General features: G+C 65.2%; 20 protein-coding genes. 9 read left to right on the top strand and 11 right to left on the bottom strand.

The genetic code is table 11. The annotated features are described in order from the left end of the window. Positions 1-29: 29 nt before the first annotated feature. Positions 30-638 carry an NADH-quinone oxidoreductase subunit C gene (locus EP376_RS02075; RefSeq protein ID WP_127653872.1) on the bottom strand — a complete coding sequence of 203 codons (609 nt, stop codon included), beginning with the start codon at positions 636-638 and terminating at the stop codon, positions 30-32. Positions 639-690: 52 nt separating this feature from the next. Next, a complete protein-coding gene (locus EP376_RS02070; RefSeq protein WP_127653871.1) occupies positions 691-1,224 on the bottom strand; it encodes a NuoB/complex I 20 kDa subunit family protein in 534 nt (177 codons plus the stop codon). Positions 1,225-1,388: 164 nt separating this feature from the next. On the opposite strand from EP376_RS02070, the gene EP376_RS02065 reads away from it, so the two are divergent. Both EP376_RS02065 and EP376_RS02060 read left to right on the top strand, forming a co-directional pair. Continuing rightward, positions 1,389-2,012, top strand: a complete 624-nt coding sequence (locus EP376_RS02065; protein ID WP_127653870.1) for a TetR/AcrR family transcriptional regulator — start codon at positions 1,389-1,391, stop codon at positions 2,010-2,012. A gap of 188 nt (positions 2,013-2,200) precedes the next feature. After that, the gene (locus tag EP376_RS02060) at positions 2,201-2,833 is read left to right on the top strand and encodes a VPLPA-CTERM sorting domain-containing protein (protein WP_127653869.1); all 633 of its coding nucleotides are present in this window, start codon (positions 2,201-2,203) and stop codon (positions 2,831-2,833) included. A 126-nt stretch (positions 2,834-2,959) separates the two neighbouring features. On the opposite strand, the gene EP376_RS02055 is transcribed toward EP376_RS02060, so the two are convergent. The 5 genes from EP376_RS02055 to EP376_RS02035 all read right to left on the bottom strand — a co-directional run bounded on the left by EP376_RS02055 (position 2,960) and on the right by EP376_RS02035 (position 6,481). Further along, positions 2,960-3,325, bottom strand: coding sequence for an NADH-quinone oxidoreductase subunit A (locus tag EP376_RS02055; protein WP_127653868.1), 366 nt, complete (start codon positions 3,323-3,325; stop codon positions 2,960-2,962). 143 nt (positions 3,326-3,468) lie between these two features. Then, positions 3,469-3,927, bottom strand: a complete 459-nt coding sequence (locus EP376_RS02050) for a hypothetical protein (protein ID WP_127653867.1) — start codon at positions 3,925-3,927, stop codon at positions 3,469-3,471. 31 nt (positions 3,928-3,958) lie between these two features. Beyond that, on the bottom strand, positions 3,959-4,495 hold the full coding sequence (locus tag EP376_RS02045) for a thermonuclease family protein (RefSeq protein WP_127653866.1): 537 nt from the start codon (positions 4,493-4,495) through the stop codon (positions 3,959-3,961). A gap of 69 nt (positions 4,496-4,564) precedes the next feature. After that, positions 4,565-5,770 carry a DegT/DnrJ/EryC1/StrS family aminotransferase gene (locus tag EP376_RS02040; RefSeq protein WP_127653865.1) on the bottom strand — a complete coding sequence of 402 codons (1,206 nt, stop codon included), beginning with the start codon at positions 5,768-5,770 and terminating at the stop codon, positions 4,565-4,567. 48 nt (positions 5,771-5,818) lie between these two features. Continuing rightward, positions 5,819-6,481 carry an HAD-IA family hydrolase gene (locus EP376_RS02035; protein WP_127653864.1) on the bottom strand — a complete coding sequence of 221 codons (663 nt, stop codon included), beginning with the start codon at positions 6,479-6,481 and terminating at the stop codon, positions 5,819-5,821. Between the two features lie 110 nt (positions 6,482-6,591). Here EP376_RS02035 and glmU point away from each other — a divergent pair, with 110 nt between their 5' ends. The 3 genes from glmU (at position 6,592) to EP376_RS02020 (ending at position 10,592) form a co-directional block, all read left to right on the top strand. Then, positions 6,592-7,953: a bifunctional UDP-N-acetylglucosamine diphosphorylase/glucosamine-1-phosphate N-acetyltransferase GlmU gene (gene glmU, locus EP376_RS02030; RefSeq protein WP_127653863.1), complete on the top strand. Its 1,362-nt coding sequence runs from the start codon at positions 6,592-6,594 to the stop codon at positions 7,951-7,953. Continuing rightward, a complete protein-coding gene (gene glmS / locus EP376_RS02025) occupies positions 7,953-9,770 on the top strand; it encodes a glutamine--fructose-6-phosphate transaminase (isomerizing) (protein ID WP_127653862.1) in 1,818 nt (605 codons plus the stop codon). Before glmU ends, glmS begins: the two co-directional genes overlap by 1 nt. A 114-nt stretch (positions 9,771-9,884) precedes the next feature. Then, positions 9,885-10,592, top strand: coding sequence for a DNA alkylation repair protein (locus EP376_RS02020; protein WP_127653861.1), 708 nt, complete (start codon positions 9,885-9,887; stop codon positions 10,590-10,592). Here the strand turns inward: EP376_RS02020 and EP376_RS02015 are convergent. Next, positions 10,571-11,068 (bottom strand): D-galactarate dehydratase, encoded by a 498-nt coding sequence (locus EP376_RS02015; protein WP_164744839.1) that lies wholly within the window; start codon positions 11,066-11,068, stop codon positions 10,571-10,573. The genes EP376_RS02020 and EP376_RS02015 overlap by 22 nt on opposite strands. A 100-nt stretch (positions 11,069-11,168) precedes the next feature. On the opposite strand from EP376_RS02015, the gene moaA reads away from it, so the two are divergent. Genes moaA through EP376_RS01995 form a run of 4 tightly spaced genes read left to right on the top strand, consistent with a single transcriptional unit; the run spans position 11,169 to position 15,075 of the window. Beyond that, complete coding sequence (moaA, locus tag EP376_RS02010; protein WP_127654699.1) at positions 11,169-12,179, top strand: GTP 3',8-cyclase MoaA; 1,011 nt, start codon at positions 11,169-11,171, stop codon at positions 12,177-12,179. Beyond that, complete coding sequence (locus EP376_RS02005; protein ID WP_127653860.1) at positions 12,176-13,459, top strand: 3-deoxy-D-manno-octulosonic acid transferase; 1,284 nt, start codon at positions 12,176-12,178, stop codon at positions 13,457-13,459. Before moaA ends, EP376_RS02005 begins: the two co-directional genes overlap by 4 nt. A gap of 9 nt (positions 13,460-13,468) precedes the next feature. Beyond that, a complete protein-coding gene (locus EP376_RS02000) occupies positions 13,469-14,461 on the top strand; it encodes a polysaccharide pyruvyl transferase family protein (protein WP_127653859.1) in 993 nt (330 codons plus the stop codon). Next, the gene (locus EP376_RS01995; RefSeq protein WP_127653858.1) at positions 14,458-15,075 is read left to right on the top strand and encodes a glycosyltransferase family 29 protein; all 618 of its coding nucleotides are present in this window, start codon (positions 14,458-14,460) and stop codon (positions 15,073-15,075) included. The genes EP376_RS02000 and EP376_RS01995 overlap by 4 nt, the downstream gene beginning before the upstream one ends. A gap of 5 nt (positions 15,076-15,080) precedes the next feature. Here the strand turns inward: EP376_RS01995 and EP376_RS01990 are convergent, their stop codons facing one another. From EP376_RS01990 to argE, 3 genes are all read right to left on the bottom strand, one after another. After that, positions 15,081-16,247 (bottom strand): M20 aminoacylase family protein, encoded by a 1,167-nt coding sequence (locus EP376_RS01990; RefSeq protein WP_127653857.1) that lies wholly within the window; start codon positions 16,245-16,247, stop codon positions 15,081-15,083. A gap of 67 nt (positions 16,248-16,314) precedes the next feature. Next, positions 16,315-17,661, bottom strand: a complete 1,347-nt coding sequence (locus EP376_RS01985; RefSeq protein ID WP_127653856.1) for an NAD(P)/FAD-dependent oxidoreductase — start codon at positions 17,659-17,661, stop codon at positions 16,315-16,317. After that, positions 17,658-18,824 (bottom strand): acetylornithine deacetylase, encoded by a 1,167-nt coding sequence (gene argE / locus EP376_RS01980; protein ID WP_127653855.1) that lies wholly within the window; start codon positions 18,822-18,824, stop codon positions 17,658-17,660. Before argE ends, EP376_RS01985 begins: the two co-directional genes overlap by 4 nt. Positions 18,825-18,851 lie beyond the last annotated feature (27 nt).

Below are 18,851 nucleotides of genomic sequence, written 5' to 3'. Positions count from 1 at the left end.
AGGCGGGCACGATATGCCGACGCGCTCGCTCACTCGGCCTTCTCCGCCTTCTCGTCTCCGGGCATGACGTATTTGGCGCCTTCCCAAGGGCTGAGGAAATCGAACTGCCGGTATTCCTGAACCAGCTTCACCGGCTCGTAGACAACGCGCTTCTGCACCTCGTCATAGCGCACTTCGGTATAGCCCGTGGTCGGGAAATCCTTGCGCAGCGGATAGCCGCGAAAGCCGTAGTCGGTGAGGATACGGCGCAGGTCGGGGTGGCCGGAAAACAGGATGCCGAACATGTCGAAGACTTCGCGTTCGAACCAGTTGGCACTGGGATGCACCTCAATGATCGACGGCAGCATCTCGTCCTCGCGGATCTGGACGCGCAGGCGAATGCGCTGGTTCTGGTACATCGACAGGAAGTGATAGACGACGTCGAACCGCTTGCCCCGGCCCGGATAATCAACCGCCGTGATGTCCACGAGGCTCGAGAACCGGCACGTCGCATCCATCTTGAGAAACTCGACGAAGCCCACCAGCGAGGACGGCGCGACGGTGACGTTCAGCTCGTCATTCGCGATCTCCCAGCTCAGCACGCAATCGGGCCGCTTGAGTTCCAGGTGCTGGCCAAGTTCGTTAAGCGCTTCTGTCATGTCGGACGGACCTATCGGTGACTGGGAGGCGCGAGCGCGCCCCGGAATGTGACTAGCGGACGATCGTCCCGGTGCGGCGCATTTTGCGCTGCAACTGAAGGATGCCGTAAAGCAGTGCCTCGGCCGTGGGCGGGCAGCCGGGAACATAGATGTCGACCGGCACGATCCGGTCACAGCCGCGCACGACGGAATAGCTGTAATGGTAATAGCCGCCGCCATTGGCACAGCTGCCCATGGAGATCACGTAACGCGGCTCGGGCATCTGGTCATAGACCTTGCGCAGCGCCGGCGCCATCTTGTTGGTGAGCGTGCCCGCCACGATCATCAGGTCCGACTGGCGCGGGGATGCCCGCGGCGCGGTGCCGAAGCGTTCGAGGTCATAACGCGGCATCGAGGTATGCATCATCTCGACCGCGCAGCAGGCGAGACCGAAGGTCATCCAGTGCAGCGACCCGGTGCGCGCCCAGTTGATGATGTCCGCGGTCGATGTGACAAGGAAGCCCTTGTCCTGCAATTCGCGGTTCAGCTCCTGAGTTGCGACCTCGCGGTCCGCCCCTGCCGTGTTCAGCCCGGTGGCTACGCCCATGTCTGGGTCTCCCGTGTATCGACGACATCTGTATCCAACTTGACCGGGGATCTATCCCGCCAGCCTAGGCCCGTCAACGCGTCGCGGCATCGCAGGTGGCTTGTCAGAGCGACAAAACCGCCGCTAGGCTGAGACACATTCAGTGTAGGTTACGTGAGCCGGTCATGCCTAATGAAAAGTCCACGAAATCCGCCGAAATAATCGAAGGCGCCTTTGCCGTTCTGCTTCGGGAAGGTCTGGCGACGCTTTCATATGACAGGATTGCAAGCGGGGCCAATGTGTCCCGGCAACTTGTGCGCTATTACTTTCCGGAACCGGACGATCTGATGCTCGCATTGGCCGACAGACTGGCCGAAACCTATCGCGAGGCGCTGACGAACGGATTGGCCGGGATCAGCGGGCCGGATCGGCTGAAGGTCTTTTTCGATTTCTACTTCGATCTTCTCGAGGGGCAGGCCAAGCCCCGGGATGATCAGGCCTATGACGCGCTCTTCAGCCTCGCGGCGGGTTCTGCCCCGATCCGGGACAACCTGCGCGGCCAATACTCCCTGCTGGGACTGACGCTGACGCACGAAATCCGGAGCTGCTACCCCGACATCCCCATGGCCAGCTGCGCCGAGATTTCCTACCTGTTCGTGACGATCATGTACGGCCATTGGAAAATGGTGGCCACGCTGGGATTGTCGGAGGATCACAAGCATATCGCGCGCCGGTCCATCGACCGAATCATTGCCTCGTATCGGGCCCTGCCCGAGCCTTCGAACGACCAGTCTGCCTGGAAAACCTGAAAACGCGCCCTGCGCCCGGATTTTCAATTCGAAAAATTTTGATCGGAGATCCGCCGGTGTTTTTCGCAATCGGCCATAACCCCGGCTTTGCGTTTCGAAAACCTGTGCAGAAATCCCTTCCCCGGGCTGGAACCAGTCTGCCAGATTTCAGGGCAATAAGGAGATATTTCAACCGGTGGGGGTTTCGAATGAACAAAGCTATTGCCTTGGCGGCTCTGCTTTCGATGACGGGAGCAGCGGCAAATGCTGCTTCTGTACTGATCAATGGTGACTTCGAGAGCGGGGCTGTCGGGTTCACCTCGGACTATGTCGAGACGGCCAGCAACGGCACCGCAGGTGAGTATGCGATAACCACACTGGCCAGCAGTTGGAACGGGGCTTTCGCCAACCTCTCCGATCACACAAGCGGGTCGGGCAACATGATGGCAATCAATGGCGGAACCACAGCCGGAGCCGTCGTTTGGTCGCAAACGGTCAACGTCGTGGCGAATACCGAATACGAATTCTCAGGCTGGATCGCCGGTCTCTTTGGCAGCGCCAACACGATCGCGCTCGAGATCGGCACGGACAACCTCGGATCGGTTTCAACCACCACATCGAGCGTCTGGGAAAACTTCGGGTTCACGTGGTTTTCGGGCGCGAACACGAGCATCACGATCTCGCTTCTTCAGGTCTCTACCGCGTTCCTCGGCAACGACTATGCCCTCGATGACCTGTCCTTCACTGCCAAGGGCGTATCGCCAATTCCTCTCCCCGCGGGGTTGCCGTTGCTCCTGGCAGGTCTCGGTGGCCTTGCTCTCCTGCGTCGACGCGGAGCCTGACGGCAACCGGGACGCACCGGACACGGTGCCGAAAAAACGAAAGGCCGCAGTTCGCTGCGGCCTTTTATCGTGTCCGATCAGACGGCGGTGTCAGCGTTCAGCGCACCCGGCCAATCGCGCCGAATGTCACTCCCACTCGAGCGCGCCCTTTTTCCATTCATAGGCAAAGCCGATCGTCAGGACCGCGAGGAACACCATCATCGACCAGAAACCCACCATCGACATCTCGCCAAAGGCCACAGCCCAGGGGAACAGGAACGCCACCTCGAGGTCGAAGATGATGAACAGGATCGAGACAAGGTAGAATCGCACGTCGAATTTCATCCGGGCGTCATCGAATGCGTTGAACCCGCATTCATAGGCAGAAACCTTCTCCGGATCGGGATTGCGCACCGCAACGATCAGCGCGGCAAGCAGGAAAACAGCTCCGAGCGCGATTGCCACGCCCAGAAAGACGATGATCGGCAGATATTCCCGAAGAAGTCCGTCCACGAAACGACCCTTTCCCTGAAGAAGGCACCCTATCCCGACACATTGCGGGAGATTGACCGACACTTACAATCGGCAGCCGTGAGGGTCAACGCCATGCGGGCCCACGTGCGACGATGTCACGGCTGCGCGGCGACCGTGACGCCTCACTCTGCCCCCTCGTCCGAAAGCTCGGAATATTTGCGATATCGGTGCCGATAGATGAAATTCGGCCGGTCGCCCTCGAGCAGATAGAAGATGATGCCCACAGCGACGAGGCTGTCGACAAGGAACCAGATGCTCTGGTCGCTGCCCATAGCGCCCACCGTGGTGTAGAGCGTGATGCCCGCCATGATGATCGCGATGACAAGGGCAAACGGCACCCGCAGCGCGAGCCCCACCCCCGTGAGCACCGGCAAGAGCCCCGACAACGCCGCCATCGACAGCGCGGCCCCCGCATTCAAGAAGACTACCAGCTTGAGCAGCCCGGTTCCCACGAGAAACAGCACAATGGCCCAGAGCGCCGCGTTGAGCCGCCCCCTGGGATGGCCCCGCACATCGCGCGCGGCCACATAGACCCATGTCAGCCCGCTGTAGGCATCCCGTTCCTCAAGTCGTTTGGTCATCTTGCGCGTCCATTCTGCCCCGAAGGCTGCATCAGCGGCGCAGCTCGTCGCACCAATCCCGTCTCTGATCGCCCATATAGGGCCGGGCATGGCCCGCGTCGATCATGGCGCGCGAAATCGGCTGGCCATCGGCGTAAAGCCCGATCAACGCGCGGCCATAGCGATCCGTGCCCTCGCGCACGATCGAGACCTCGTCCGCCCGCCGGATCAGACGCGACAGCGCTGCCTTGGCCTCCCGGGCGGCAAGGTATTCGGCCGCGCATCGCGGCGAGAACAATTCGGGCGTATCGAACCCCAGCAGCCGCGCCCGTTCGGTGCCGCGTCCGGGACACCACATCCGGATCGTATCGCCATCAGTCACCGAGACCACCTGACAACCCGGCGCGGGCTCGCGCGCCGGCGGGTCGTCGGGGGGCAGTTCGTTCGTGAGGGGGCTGGGCATCCCGAGGCCAAGCCCCAGCACGAGGGCAAGGAGCCATATCGGCCCAAGGTCGGCCCGTCGGGACTTCGGACTGCGATTCGGCCTGCCGCCGTCGATGACGGTAAGAGGTACATAGGGTCGCGCCATGGCCGGGTATCCTCGGTCCGTTCACGGCATTCGCATGACCGGAGGATGAAATCATCGTGCCCCGGGCAATCACTCCGCCGCGGCCTGCCCCTGCCAGACGGCGGAAACCTCGGCACGGATGATCCGGGCGATCAGGCGGCAATCCTCGAGGCTGAAGGTCAGCGGCACGCGCATATCCAGAAGCCCCGCGAGGATCGCATCGGTTCTGGGCAGCGATTGGCGTTCGGCATAGCGCCAGCTGTCATGGCGGGAGGTGAAGCCCACCGGATCGGCGGCGCCAAACCATTTCAGCTCGACCCCGCGGGCGGCGCAGCGGGCAACCACCTCGCGGACCGACGCCTCGGGCCAGTCGCGCAGAAGGAACTGGATCGAGGAGCCCACGAAGCTTTCGGCCTCGGGTCGGGGAACCGGCGTCAGGCCCGGCACACCCATCAGACCGGCCTCGATCTCGTGGTAGCGCGCGTTCCAGCGTGTGACCTGCGCCTCCAGCGCGGCAAGTTGCGGCCGCAGGATCGCGGCGCGCAGGTTGTCCATCCGGCTGGAAATATTGGGCGTGTCGTATTTCACCCGCTCGAACACCTCCGGCTCCGGAGCCGCGATGTGCCGGTCATAGAGCATGTAGCTGCCCGACAGCACGATCGCGCGCGCCATCGCCTCGGCATCGTCGGAAATCAGCAGACCGCCCTCGCCCGAATTCACATGTTTGTAGGTCTGGCAGGAATAGCAGCCGAAATCCCCCCAGCGCCCGCTGGGCGTGCCGTTCCAGGCGGCCCCCATCGTATGGGCGCAATCCTCGATCACGATCAGGCCGGCCGCGCGGCAGATGTCCATCAGGCGGGCCATGTCGCACAGATGACCGCGCATATGGCTCAGAAGCAGGACCTTGGCCTGCCCCGCCTTGGCCTCCAGATCCGCGAGGTCGATCACCAGATCGGGCGTCACCTCCACGAAGACCGGCCGCGCACCGACGGCCGCGATCGCGCCCGGCACCGGGGCCAGCGTAAAGGCATTCGTCAGGACCGGATCGCCGGGCCCAACGCCCGCGGCGCGCAGGGCCGTTGTCATCGCAGCCCCGCCCGAAGCCAGCGCAAGGCAGTATTTCGCACCGGTCATCCGGGCAAAATCCTGCTCCAGCAGTGCGGCTTGCGACACTTCGCCCGGCGCGGTGTTGTAGCGATGAAGCCTGCCGCTGCGCAGCACATCCAGCGCCGCTTCGATCCCCTCTTCGGGGATCGGCTCCTGCTGGGTGAAACTGCCTGTGAAACGCTCTGTCATGACGGGACTTTGCGGCGCGCCGCGCGGTTCGTCAATCGCGACGGGAGGTCACAGCGCGAGCCGTTCGACCACCTCGACAAGCCGGGCATAGTCATCGAGCAGCACCTCGGGCCTCAGCGCGGGCATCTCGGCACCGGCGGGACCGAAGGTGACAAGGATCGAGGGCACGCCCGCGGCACGGGCCGTGTTGCGATCGGTGTCTGTGTCGCCCACCAGACAGGCCCGCGCCGGATCGCCGCCCGCCCGGCGCGAGGTTTCGCGCAAATGTTCGGGGTCGGGTTTGCGCACGGGCAGTGTATCGGCCCCCAGCACCGCCGCGAAGACCTCGCGCACGCCCTTGCGGCGCAGGAGTTCATCGGCCAGCGCCTCGGGCTTGTTGGTGCAGATGCCCACCCGGTAGCCTCGCGAGATCAGCGCCTCGACCGCCTCCATCGCACCGGGATAGATCGTGGTGCGACTGTCGAGATCCTGCGCATAGGCATCAAGCAACGGTCGATACTGGCGATCGACCTCCTCCTCGCCGTAGCCGTCCACCCGCGCGAACCCGGCCCGCAGCATCGCGCGCCCGCCACGCAGGGCGATGCCCGCGTCGGCCACCGGGTCAAGAAGGTCCCCAAGGCCCAGATCGCGAAACCGCGAATTCGCCGCCGCGACCAGATCGCCGCTGGTATCCATAAGGGTGCCGTCGAGGTCGAAAATCACATTGCGCATGAAAGCTCCTCTCCACAGCCGGTGTAACGACAGGTAAACTGATGTGAAGCCCCGTCGACTTGCGATATGCGGGGCAACGTGGTGAACAGACGAAAACCGAGGCGGGCGACATGGAAGTAAGCGCAATCGTTCTGGCCGCAGGCCAAGGCAGCAGGATGAAGTCATCCTTTCCGAAGGTCCTGCACGAAATCGGCGGGGCGCCGCTGATGGTTCATGCGCTCAAATGCGCAGGCGCGCTCGTCCCCGAGGCGACGGTGGTCGTCACCGGCGTGGGGGCCGATCTGGTCGAGGAGGCCGCCTGCGCATGGGATCCCGATATCATCTGCGTCTGGCAGGAGGAACAGCTGGGCACCGGCCATGCCGTGCTTCAGGCGCGCGACGCGCTCGAGGGGCTGGGCGGCGATGTGATCGTGCTTTACGGCGACACGCCCTTCATCCGGCCCGAAACGCTCGATGCGATGCAGGATGCGCGGGACACCCATGATATCGTCGTTCTGGGCTTCGAACTCGACGATCCCGACGCGCGCTATGGCCGGCTGGTGACCGAGGGCGAGGACCTTGTCGAGATCGTCGAATTCAAGGACGCGACCCCGGCCCAACGCGCGCTCAGCCTGTGCAATTCTGGGGTGGTCTATGCCGACAAGGCGATCCTCTTCGATCTTCTGGACAGGATCACCAACGACAACGCCGCCGGCGAATACTACCTGACCGATATCGTCGCGATCGCCCGTGAACACGGTCACAAGGCAACCGTCGTCCACGCCTCGCAATCCGAGACGCTGGGCATCAACACCCGCCATGAACTTGCCGAGGCCGAAGCCGCCTTTCAGGCGAAATCCCGGGCCGAAGCGCTCAATGACGGGGTGACTCTGGTTGCGCCCGAAACCGTGATCTTCGCCCATGATACGGTGATCGGCCGGGATGCGATCATCGAGCCGCATGTCGTCTTCGGCCCCGGGGTAACGGTCGAATCAGGCGCCCGTATCCGGGCGTTCAGCCATCTCGAGGGATGCCATGTCGGCCGCGGCGCCATCGTCGGGCCCTATGCTCGGCTGCGCCCCGGCGCACAGCTGGCCTCGGATGTCCGGATCGGCAATTTCGTCGAGGTCAAGAACGCCCAGATCGACAGGGGAACAAAGGTCAACCACCTGTCCTATATCGGCGATGCCACGATCGGCGAGAAGACGAATATCGGAGCGGGCACGATCACCTGCAATTATGACGGGGTCTTCAAGCACCGCACGACGATCGGGCGCGATGTCTTTGTCGGATCGAACACGATGCTGGTGGCGCCGGTCAGCCTCGGCGATCACTCGGCAACCGCCAGCGGTGCCGTGATCACGATGGATGTCCCCGAAGGCGACCTTGCGATCGCCCGGGCACGCCAGGAAAACAAGCCGGGCCTTGCAAAGCGCATGTTCGAACGGTTCCGCGCGACCAAGGCCGAACTCATGAAAAAAGGTGACAGCTGATGTGCGGCATCGTGGGCGTTCTCGGCAGGCACGAGGCGGCCCCGATCCTTGTGGAGGCGCTCAAACGGCTCGAGTATCGCGGTTATGACAGCGCGGGCATCGCCACGATCCACAACGGCACGCTCGACCGGCGCCGCGCCGTGGGCAAACTGGTAAACCTGTCGGACCTTCTCGTGCACGAGCCCCTGCCCGGCAAGGCCGGGATCGGCCATACCCGCTGGGCCACCCATGGCGCGCCGACTGTCACCAATGCCCACCCGCACCGGTCGGGCACGGTTTGCGTCGTGCATAACGGCATCATCGAGAATTTCCGCGAATTGCGGGATGAACTGGCGGCCAAGGGCCTCCATCCCGAGACGGAAACCGACACCGAGACGGTGGCCCTTCTGGCGCGATCCTATCTCGATCAGGGGCTCTCGCCGCGCGATGTGGCTCAACAGACATTGGCTCGTCTCGAGGGGGCCTATGCGCTTGTCTTCCTGTTCGAGGGCGATGACGATCTGCTGATCGCCGCGCGCAAGGGATCGCCGCTCGCGATCGGATATGGCGAGGGCGAGGCTTTCGTCGGTTCGGACGCCATCGCGCTTGCGCCGATGACCGACCGCATCACCTATCTCGACGAAGGAGACATGGCGGTCGTCACCCGCAACAGCGTCGAGATCCGCGATGCCGCGGGACAGCTGGCCAATCGACCGATCCGCAAGATCAGCATCGACACCGGCCAGATCGACAAACGTGGCCACCGCCACTTCATGGCCAAGGAAATCGCCGAACAGCCAACGGTGCTGGCCGATACGCTGGCGCATTACCTGACGGACGGCCAGATCGCCCTGCCCGGTGAGGGGCTGGATTTCCGCGAGGTGACGCGGATCAGCATGGTCGCCTGCGGCACGGCCTCCTACGCCTGCCACGTCGCCAAGTACTGGTTCGAGCAGATCGCGGGCCTGCCCGTCGATGTCGATGTCGCCTCGGAGTTTCGCTACCGCGAACCCCCGCTCGTGGCGGGGACACTTGGCCTGTTTGTCAGCCAGTCGGGCGAGACGGCGGACACGCTGGCCGCCCTGCGCTATTGCGCTGGCAAGACCGACAAGATCGTCTCGGTCGTCAACGTGCCCGAAAGCTCGATCGCGCGCGAAAGCGATCTGGTCCTGCCGATCCACGCCGGGATCGAGATCGGGGTCGCCTCGACCAAGGCCTTTACCTGCCAGTTGATGACTTTGGTCCTCGTCGCGCTGGCCGCCGGCCATCAGCGCGGCCATCTGAGCGACGATGCCCTTGCCGCCCGGATCGAGGATTTGCGCGGACTTCCCGGGCTGGTTCATCACGCGCTGGGGATCGAGGCCGATTGCGCCCGCATCGCCCGCGCGCTTGCCGAGGCGCGTGACATCCTGTTCCTCGGGCGTGGCCGGATGTTCCCTCTCGCACTGGAGGGCGCTCTGAAACTAAAGGAAATCAGCTATATACACGCCGAAGCTTATGCATCAGGCGAACTCAAGCATGGCCCCATCGCGCTGGTGGACAAGACGGTGCCCGTTATCGTCATGGCCCCGCATGACGAACTGTTCGACAAGACCGTCTCGAACATGCAGGAGGTGATGGCCCGCGGCGGCAAGGTCCTGCTGATCACCGATGCCAAGGGGGCGGAGGTGGCGGGCGACGGCACATGGGACAGGATCGTCATGCCACAGGTCAGCCCGCTTTTCGCACCGCTGCTTTATGCGATCCCGGCGCAGCTTCTGGCCTATCACACCGCGATCGCCAAAGGCACGGACGTGGATCAGCCCCGTAACCTTGCCAAGTCCGTGACGGTGGAGTGATCGGGTGAACTCGCAAACTCAGCCGCTCCGGCGGGGTCTGATCGAAAAAGGTCTCACCATGATCGCGGGGCAACGGGCTGGCGTCCGCGACATCAATGCAGGCGGTCGCGGACGATGACCGCCGACGAGTTGCTCGACCGGCTGCGCGCCATGGGATCGGAGGCCGATGCCGCAGGCTCGGCCGCCTATCACAAGGTGGATCGCCCCTACCTCGGCGTCCGGAACCCCGTTCTCAGCGATCTGGCCCGCGATCTGCGCCGCAGCCTCCCGCTCGACGAGAGGCTCGCCCTCGCTTCGGGCCTGTGGGACAGCAATGTGCACGAGGGCCGGATACTGGCTGCCAAGCTTCTGGAACAGGCCCGGATTCGCCCAGATGATCGCGCGGCATGGGACTTGATCGTCTCGTGGGTGCCGCAGTTCGACGGCTGGGCCATCGCCGATCATGCCAGCATTTCCGGGGCCAAGCGCCTGATCGCAGATCCGTCACGGCTGGAGATTGTCGAGGGCTGGATCACCGCCGATCACATGTGGTCGCGGCGCGCGGCCCTTGTCATGACATTGCCCTGGACCCGCATGAACACGCCCAAGCCGGCCGAGATCGCGGCCCGCGAACGCATTCTGGGCTGGGCGGAAAGCCTTGTGCCCGATCGCGACTGGTTCATCCAGAAGGCCATCGCATGGTGGCTGCGGGATCTGTCGAAACATGATCCCGACCGGGTGCGCAGTTTCCTCGAGGTGCATGGCCCCGCCATGAAGCCCTTTGCCGTCAAAGAGGCGCAGCGCCACATGGGCACGCCCGATCAGGCGGCCGCCCCGGAATAGACGATCACTTCCTCGATCGCGGTCAGCGGGATTTCCAGAAGACCCATTGCCGGCAGGCTGATCGAACTGCCCGACCCCGGCTCTCCGCCGGAGGGGCGCAGCTCGATATTGATGCTTTTACCCGTGGCCGCGACCTCGACCCGGCCCATGACAAGCTGGCTCACCAGCGGCGTCTCGATCCAGATGCCGGGATCGGCCGGGTTGCCCAGCGTGGCGAGCGTTCTGCCAAGGTTGACCTCACCGGTCGCAGCCGGCGTCTCAAGCGCCGCGTCGCGATCCTCCTCCGTGGTGGTGTCGAATTCCTCGGCCGTATTGGCCTCGGGCGGCGGCGGGGGCGGCGGTGTCGGATCGAGCGTCTCGACCGACGCCTCTTCGACCGGCAGAGGTGCCGGGCCCAGCTCCCCGGGTTGAAGCAAAGCGTCGAGCTCGGCACAGCCCGACAGGACAAGGGCACTGGCAAGAATCACGTTTCTCATGGGGGGAGACTATGCGCGGCAGAAGGATCCTGTCCACCGGGGGGGCCGCCCCGGCCCGATCCGCCTTGCGCGGGCCTTCGCCTGCACATACGTTGCCGCCATGACGCAGAATGCCCCTCTCATCGACCCCTTCGCCCGGGCCATCCGCTACCTTCGGGTCTCGGTCACGGACCGCTGCGATTTCCGCTGTGTCTATTGCATGTCCGAGAACATGACGTTCCTGCCCAAGAAGGAACTCCTGACTCTCGAAGAACTGGACAGGCTGTGTTCGGCCTTTGTCCGGCTTGGCGTGGAAAAGCTGCGCATTACCGGCGGTGAGCCGCTGGTGCGCCGCGATATCATGACGTTCTTCAACGCCATGTCCCGGCACCTCGCGTCGGGCGCCCTGAAGGAACTCACGCTGACGTCGAACGGATCGCAGCTTGAGAAATTCGCCCAGCCCCTCGCCGATGCGGGTGTCCGGCGGATCAACATCTCGCTCGACACGCTCAATGACGAGAAATTCGCCAAGATCACCCGCTGGGGCCGGCTGCCACAGGTCCTGCGCGGGATCGACGCGGCGCAGAAGGCCGGCTTGCGGGTCAAGATCAACGCCGTGGCGCTCAAGGGTTTCAACGATGTGGAATTGTTCGATCTGACCGAATGGTGCGCCAGTCGCGACATGGACCTGACCTTCATCGAGGTCATGCCCATGGGCGATATCGGCAACGAGGACCGGCTTGATCAATACTGGTCGCTCAAGGACCTGCGCGCGCAGCTGGAACAGCGGTTCACGCTGACCGATCTTGCCGAACGCTCCGGCGGGCCGGCGCGCTATGTCCGGCTCGAAGAGACGGGACAGAAGATCGGCTTCATCACGCCGCTGTCGCATAATTTCTGCGAAAGCTGCAACCGGGTCCGGATCACCTGCACCGGCGAGATCTACACCTGCCTCGGCCAGGAGGGTCATTCCGACCTGCGGGGCCCCCTGCGCGCCTCGCCCGATGATGCCCCCCTCGAAGACGCGATCCGTGCGGCCATCGCGCTCAAGCCCCGGGGCCACGACTTCGACTATTCGCGCCAGACGGTCGAAGGCCAGATGACCCGCCACATGAGCCATACCGGCGGATGAGCCTGCCCTGGGCTGTTCGCGCCTACCTCGCGGTCACGGCCATCGCCCCGATCGTGCTGACCCGCCCCGCAGCCCGGGCCCACGCAAGACAGGGGGCAGAGTCTGCACGCTGGCAGGAAAGGCTTGGGCGGCCCGCGCTGCAGAGACCCGGGGGACCGTTGATCTGGCTTCAGGCCGCGTCGGTGGGCGAGTTGACCTCCTCGATCGCGATGGCCAGTGAACTCGCCGACGAGACCGGAGCCACACTTCTGATCACGACCGCGACGGCCACCGGGGCTGAAACCGCCTCGCGCAGGATGCAGCCGGGCGCGCTCCACCAGTTCCAGCCACTTGATACGCCCAAGGCTGTTTCGCGATTCCTCGACCATTGGCGCCCCGATCTCGCACTCTTTGTCGAAGCAGATCTCTGGCCCCGCACGATCCTCGCTTGCGAGGCGCGCGGGATCTCGATGGCGCTTCTCAATGCCCGCGCCTCGCGCAGCCGCGCACGGGCGCCGCGTGTGGCCCGGGCGCTCCTGTCGCGGATGGCCGTGATCACAGCGCAATCCGGCATGGTCCGGGACGCGCTGGTCTCGCTTGGCCTCGATGCCGGACGGGTCCATGCCCCGGGTGACCTGAAGGCCGACACGCCGCTCCTGCCGTGCGACGCGGCGTCGCTTGCAAGCCTTGAAAGCGCAACGGACGGCCGCCCCGTCTGGGCTGCTGTCTCCACCCATCCCGGCGAAGAGGAGATCGTCCTCGAGGCGCAGGCCCATGTGCGGGATCAATCTCCCGACGCGATCCTCCTGCTCGTCCCGCGGCACCCGGAGAGGGGCGACGAGATCATGGATGCGATCAGCCGGAGCGGTCATTCCGTCAGGCGCCGAAGCACGGGTGAAACGCCGGGCGATGCCTCCGTCTACCTTGTCGATACGCTGGGAGAGACGGGTCTGGTCTATCGTCTGGCCCGGCTGGCGCTGGTCGGCGGATCGCTTCTGGCCGGCCCCGGCGGCCACACACCATTCGAACCGGCCGCGCTTGGAACCGCGATCCTGCACGGGCCTCATGTACGCAATTTCCACGACGCCTTTCAGGCGCTGGACACAGCAGGCGCCGCGCGGTCGGTCGAGGACGCCCAGTCGCTGGCCGAGGCGGTGACCGACCTTTTGGCGTCGGACAGGGCGAAGATCATGGGCGACGCGGCACGCGCCTATGCCGAGGCGCAGTCCGGTGCGCGCGCCGCGACGCGTGACCTGCTGCGTCCGCTCCTCGGGCGTGACACGCCGGACGCCGGAGCCTAGATCCCGCCCATGATCCGCAATGCCGTCATCCTCAACGACACGTCGACGCGCTATCATCATGGCTGCGTCCGCGTCATGCGCCTTTTGACCGAGGGGCTGAAGAGGTCGGGCCTGACGATTGCGGCGCGCAGCCCTGCCCGACATGACTGGGAAAAGGACGAGACGTTCCTGCGCGCCCTCGCCGAGGCGGATGTGGTCGTCATCAACGGCGAGGGCACGCTTCATCACGGCCGGGAAGCGGGGGAGCGTCTCTTGCGTGTGGCGACGCATCCGGCCACGCGGGCCCCCGTCGCACTGGTCAACGCGCTCTGGCAAGACAATCCGACGGCATGGGCCGAGCCACTGAAGACCATGGCACTTGTCGCGGCACGTGACAGCGCAAGCGCGGCCGCCATGGCACAGGCGACTGGACGTGAAGTGCGGTGGTTGCCCGACCTGTCGCTGAGCGCGCCCGCCGAACCAGCCGGACCCCGACGCGATGGCGTGCTGATCGGGGACAGCGTGCGGTTTTCCGCGCGCAAGGCATTGGCCCGGGCCGCGCTCGCCCTGCCCGGGGCCCGGGTCCTGCCCACCAAGACGCTTTCGGGGCGGCTCTGGCGCTTGCCCGTGGCGCGGGCCCTGCTCTACCGAGCCTACATGAACAGCTGGACCCTGCGCATCCCGCCCTTCGATCTGGCCCAGAGCGAAAGCGACTACCTCGCTGCGCTTGCGGCGGCGGAGTTGCATATCACGGGCCGCTTCCACGGTGTTTGTCTGTCTATGCTGACCGAAACGCCTTTCCTCGCGCTGGCCTCGAACGCCTCCAAGGTCGAACGGCTGCTCGAGGATGTGGGGCTTGGCCGCGACCGGCTTGTTACGGCCCAAGAACTGACCGCCCCGCCGCCCTGCGCCCCGTTCACGCCCGGAGAGGTCGACGCGATCCGGGCATTCCGCAGCAGGGCCGCCCGCGAGGCCGAGACCCTGTTCACCGACATTGCCGCACTCGCAGGGGGACAGACATGATCGGTTTCCACCTCGCGCGGCTCACCGGAGACGAGGCGGCGCTGACCCGTCATTCCCTCCCCGAAGACGACGTCCTTGGGCGGCTTGCCGGCAAATCGGTGGCCATTGTCGGCAATGCACGGGCGCTGGCCAGGTCACGGCAAGGCCCCGAGATTGACGGGGCCGATATCATTGTTCGCCTGAACGCCGCCCCCCTGCCCTCGCCGCAAAGCCACGGGACGCGCACCGACTGGCTGGCGATGTCAACGCCCGCCCCGCCCGCCGTGATCGAGAGCCGGACACCAACGCTTCTTCTGTGGATGACACGCAAGCGCAAGCGTCTGCCATGGCGCATTGCCCGCGATCCGCGCTTCTTTCTCAATCCACGGGATCGCGGTCAGACGCTTGCCCGAAGGCTTGGCTCGCCTGCCACCACAGGGGCCATGGTGATCGACCTTGCAATGAGGTCCGAGGCGCGGCGGATCACGCTCCATGGCTTTGATTTCTTTGCGTCGAAGTCGCTTTCGGGCCGGCGCGATGCCACCCGTGTGCCTCATGATTTCGAGGCCGAAAGGGATTGGGTCATGTCACTGGCCAAGGCGGATCCGCGCCTGAAGATCGTCCCTCCCGCCTAGCCGCCCTAGGCTGCGGGCATCCGACGTTCCACGATTTCGGCCCACCAGGAACAGCCCGCCGGTATCACCTCGTCATTGAAATTGTATTCCGGGTGGTGCACCGGCGCGCTGTCGCCGTTGCCGACAAGGATATAGGCGCCGGGCCGCTCTTCGAGCATGTAGGCGAAATCCTCGCCCCCCATCGTGGGCTCGCACTCCTCGTCACAGGCGCCCGAGACGGCGCGGGCCACTTCGGCGGCGAAAGACGTTTGTTCGGCGTGGTTCGACATGACGGGGTAGCCCTTCATGTAGGTGATTTCGGCCCTTCCCCCGTAGGCCGCGCAAATGCCCTCGGTGATCGCGCGGATCCGCGTCTCGGCCATTTCGCGGGTCTCGTTCGAGAGGGTCCGGACCGTGCCTTTCAGCCGCACCCGTGCGGGGATCACGTTGAAGGCATGGGACGAGGTTTCGAACGAGGTGACGGAGACGACGACCTCATCCACCGGCTTGGTGTTGCGCGATGCGATGGTCTGAAGCGCCATCACGAGGTTGGAGGCCATGACGGTCGTGTCGATCGTCTCGTTCGGTTTGGCTGCGTGTCCACCACTGCCATGCAGGGTGATATCGAACTGGTCGGTCGCGGCGAAAAAGGCACCCGGCCGGATCGCGAACTTGCCCACGGGCTGACCGGGCCAGTTGTGCATGCCGTAGACTTCCTGGATGTTCCAGCGGTCCATCATGCCGTCTTCGCACATCTCGCGCCCGCCGCCGCCGCCCTCTTCGGCGGGCTGGAAGATCACGACGACGGTGCCGTCGAAATTGCGTGTCTCGGCAAGGTAGCGGGCCGCGCCCAGCAGCATCGCGGTATGTCCGTCATGGCCGCAGGCGTGCATCGCGCCAGGCGTGTTGGACGCGTAGTCGAGCCCGGTCTGTTCGTGGATCGGCAGCGCGTCCATATCCGCACGCAGACCGATCACCTTGCCCGAGTTGTCGGATTTGCCCCGGATGACGCCCACAACGCCGGTGCGCCCGATCCCCGTTGTCACCTCGTCGCAGCCGAATTCGCGCAGCTTGTCCGCGACAAGGGCCGAGGTGCGGTGGGTATCGAACAGGATCTCGGGATTTGCATGGATATCGCGGCGCCAGGCGGTGATATCATCGTGCAGTTCGGCAAAGCGGTTCTTTACGGGCATCGGAGCCTCCGGTCGGGTGTCTTTGGGCCACAAGGTGTGTCATGACCCCTGCCCCGGCAAGGGCAAATCACACATCCAGAGCCACGTCGATGGGCGAGCCATCGGAGAAGCGCTGCAGCCGGAACCGGGACAGGTCGTGCCCCGGCGCCTTCCCCTGAACCAGATCCGCGGCGATCCGGCCAAAGGCCGGGCCGATCCCGAAGCCGTGGCCCGACATGCCCGTCGCCACGACAAGGCCCGGGATCGCGTGGGCGTGATCGACCACCGGCACCACGTCAGGCATGGTGTCGATCATGCCAGCCCAGGCTTTCTTGAGCTTTGGCTTCGGCAGATCGGGAAACCGCGTGTGAAACCGTTCAAGGATATCGCGGACCTTGGCCATGTTCGGCTGAGGATCGAGGATGCGGTGCTTCTCGAACGGGCTTGGCCCGTCCATCGCCCAGCGGCGCGGCGTGCGCCAGCCGTCGGGATAGCCCGGGGGCGCGGAAAGGCGGAACTTCGTGCCCAGCGGATCCTGTGTCAGGAGCGGCAGATAGGTCCGGAACGCCCTGAAGGCATCGGGCCCGATGAAAAGCTCCTGAAAGCCCGAAACGGCAAGATTGTAGCCGCCGTCCTCACGCCTGCGAAAGGCGATCGTTCCGTCTGACGCCGCCCCGTCGAAGACCTCTGGCAAGGGTTCGGTGGCCAGTGCGGTGCAGCGCACCGACAGCTGCGGGATCGAGACGCCGTGCCGCCGAAGAAACAGCGATGACCACGCCCCGCCCGCCACGACTGCGCCGCCGACCTTGATCCTGCCGGCCTCGGTGATGACACCCGCAACCCGGCCCGCCTCGAGATCGAGGCCACGCACGGCACAATTCTCCACGATCTGGGCCCCGGCGCGCGCCGCCAGCCGCGCCAGCGCGGGAACCGCGATCCACGGCTCGGCGCGCATGTCCGTCGCTGTCCAGAGCGCGCCCATCCAGTCGCCCCGCGCGTCGGGGATTCGCTCCATGATCTCGGCCCGGCTCAGCATCCGCGAGCCCACGCCATGGGCCCGGGCGTGCGGCAGCCATGCCTCGTGCCGGGCCATGTCGTCCTCGGAGCGAGCGATATAGGCGACGCCGGTCTGGCGCAGGCCCAATGCGTCATTCGTCTCGCGCGACAGGGCCTGCCACTGATCCTGTGCCTCCATCGCGATGGGAATTTCGGCCGGGTCGCGACCCTGCACGCGGATCCAGCCCCAGTTGCGCGAAGATTGTTCGCCCGCGATCCGGCCCTTTTCGATCAGCACGGCGCGCAGACCCGCCTGCGCGAGGTGAAGCGCGGTCATCACGCCGATCACCCCGCCACCGATCACCGCGACATCGGCCTCGGCGGGCGGGGGGCCTGCCCATTCGGGGGGCGTCGCGGTCGAGAAGGGAAAGGTCGTCATCGGCTGAGATCCGCGATCAGAGCCTCCATGAAATCCTGCCCCTGCCGGAACTGGTCCAGCGACAGGAATTCGTCGGCCTGATGCGCCTGCGCGATATCGCCGGGGCCGCAGATGACCGCGGAATAGCCGCGTTCCTGAAACTGGCCGCCCTCGGTGCCATAGCTGACCATATGGGTGCCGTTGTCGCCGGTCAGGCGGCGTGCCAGCCGCTCGGCCGGGCCGTCCTCTTCGGGTTGAAGCGGCGGCACGGCGAAATCCCGGTCCAGCGTGATCCCGGCATCAGGGTGGATCGCCTGCATCTGTTGGGTCAGGCGGGCGGCCTCGGCCAACAGGCGCCGATCCCATTCGGCAGCGCTTTCCCCCGGCACGACCCGCATCTCGATCTCGAATGTGCAGGAGCCGGCGGTGATGTTATGGGCTGTACCGCCCTCGATCAGGCCGACGTGCAGCGTCGTGAAGGGGGGGGTGAACATCGCGGCCAGATCTGTCGGCGAGGCAGCCATGATCTCGGCGTTGCGGTCATTGGCCCAGTTGATCAGACGCGCGGCCCACATGATCGCGCTGACCCCGTCTGGCAGGCGCGAGGAATGCACCTCGTGCCCGCGCACCCGGACGCGCCAACCCGACCCGCCCTTGTGGCCGGTCACGACCTTCATCATCGACGGCTCTCCGACGATGACCGTCTCGGCCCGCACGAGGCCCGAGGCCAGCATATGCTCGATCATCGGCGGCGCGCCCAAGAGGCCGATCTCCTCGTCATAGGACAGCGCCAGTTGCAGGGGCCGTTTCAGCGGCTTGTCTTTTGCTTCGACCAGCGCGGCGATGGCCAGCGCGTCGAACCCCTTCATGTCGCAGGTGCCCCGGCCATAAAGACGGCCATCGCGTTCGGTCAGGGCAAAGGGATCGCTCGTCCAGGCCTGCCCCTCGACAGGCACGACGTCGGTATGGCCCGACAACACGACGCCGCCCGGTGCATCGGGCCCGACACAGGCATAGAGGGCGGCCTTGGTGCCACAGGGGCTGGGCACGCGGGTCGTCGCGATCCCCTGCCCCGCCAGATAGCTTTCGAGCCAGTCCACGAGATCGAGATTGCTGTCGCGGCTGACGGTCGGGAAGGACACGAGCCGATCGAGGATGTCATGCGCGCTCAGGCGTTGGGCCATTGTCAGAATGCTCCTTGCTGGCAGGCG

Origin of the sequence: Alexandriicola marinus, assembly GCF_004000435.1 — a bacterium.
Classification (GTDB): Bacteria; Pseudomonadota; Alphaproteobacteria; order Rhodobacterales; family Rhodobacteraceae; genus Alexandriicola; species Alexandriicola marinus.
Note: the sequence above shows the minus strand (reverse complement) of the source record. Positions and strands in the feature narration are given on the sequence as shown.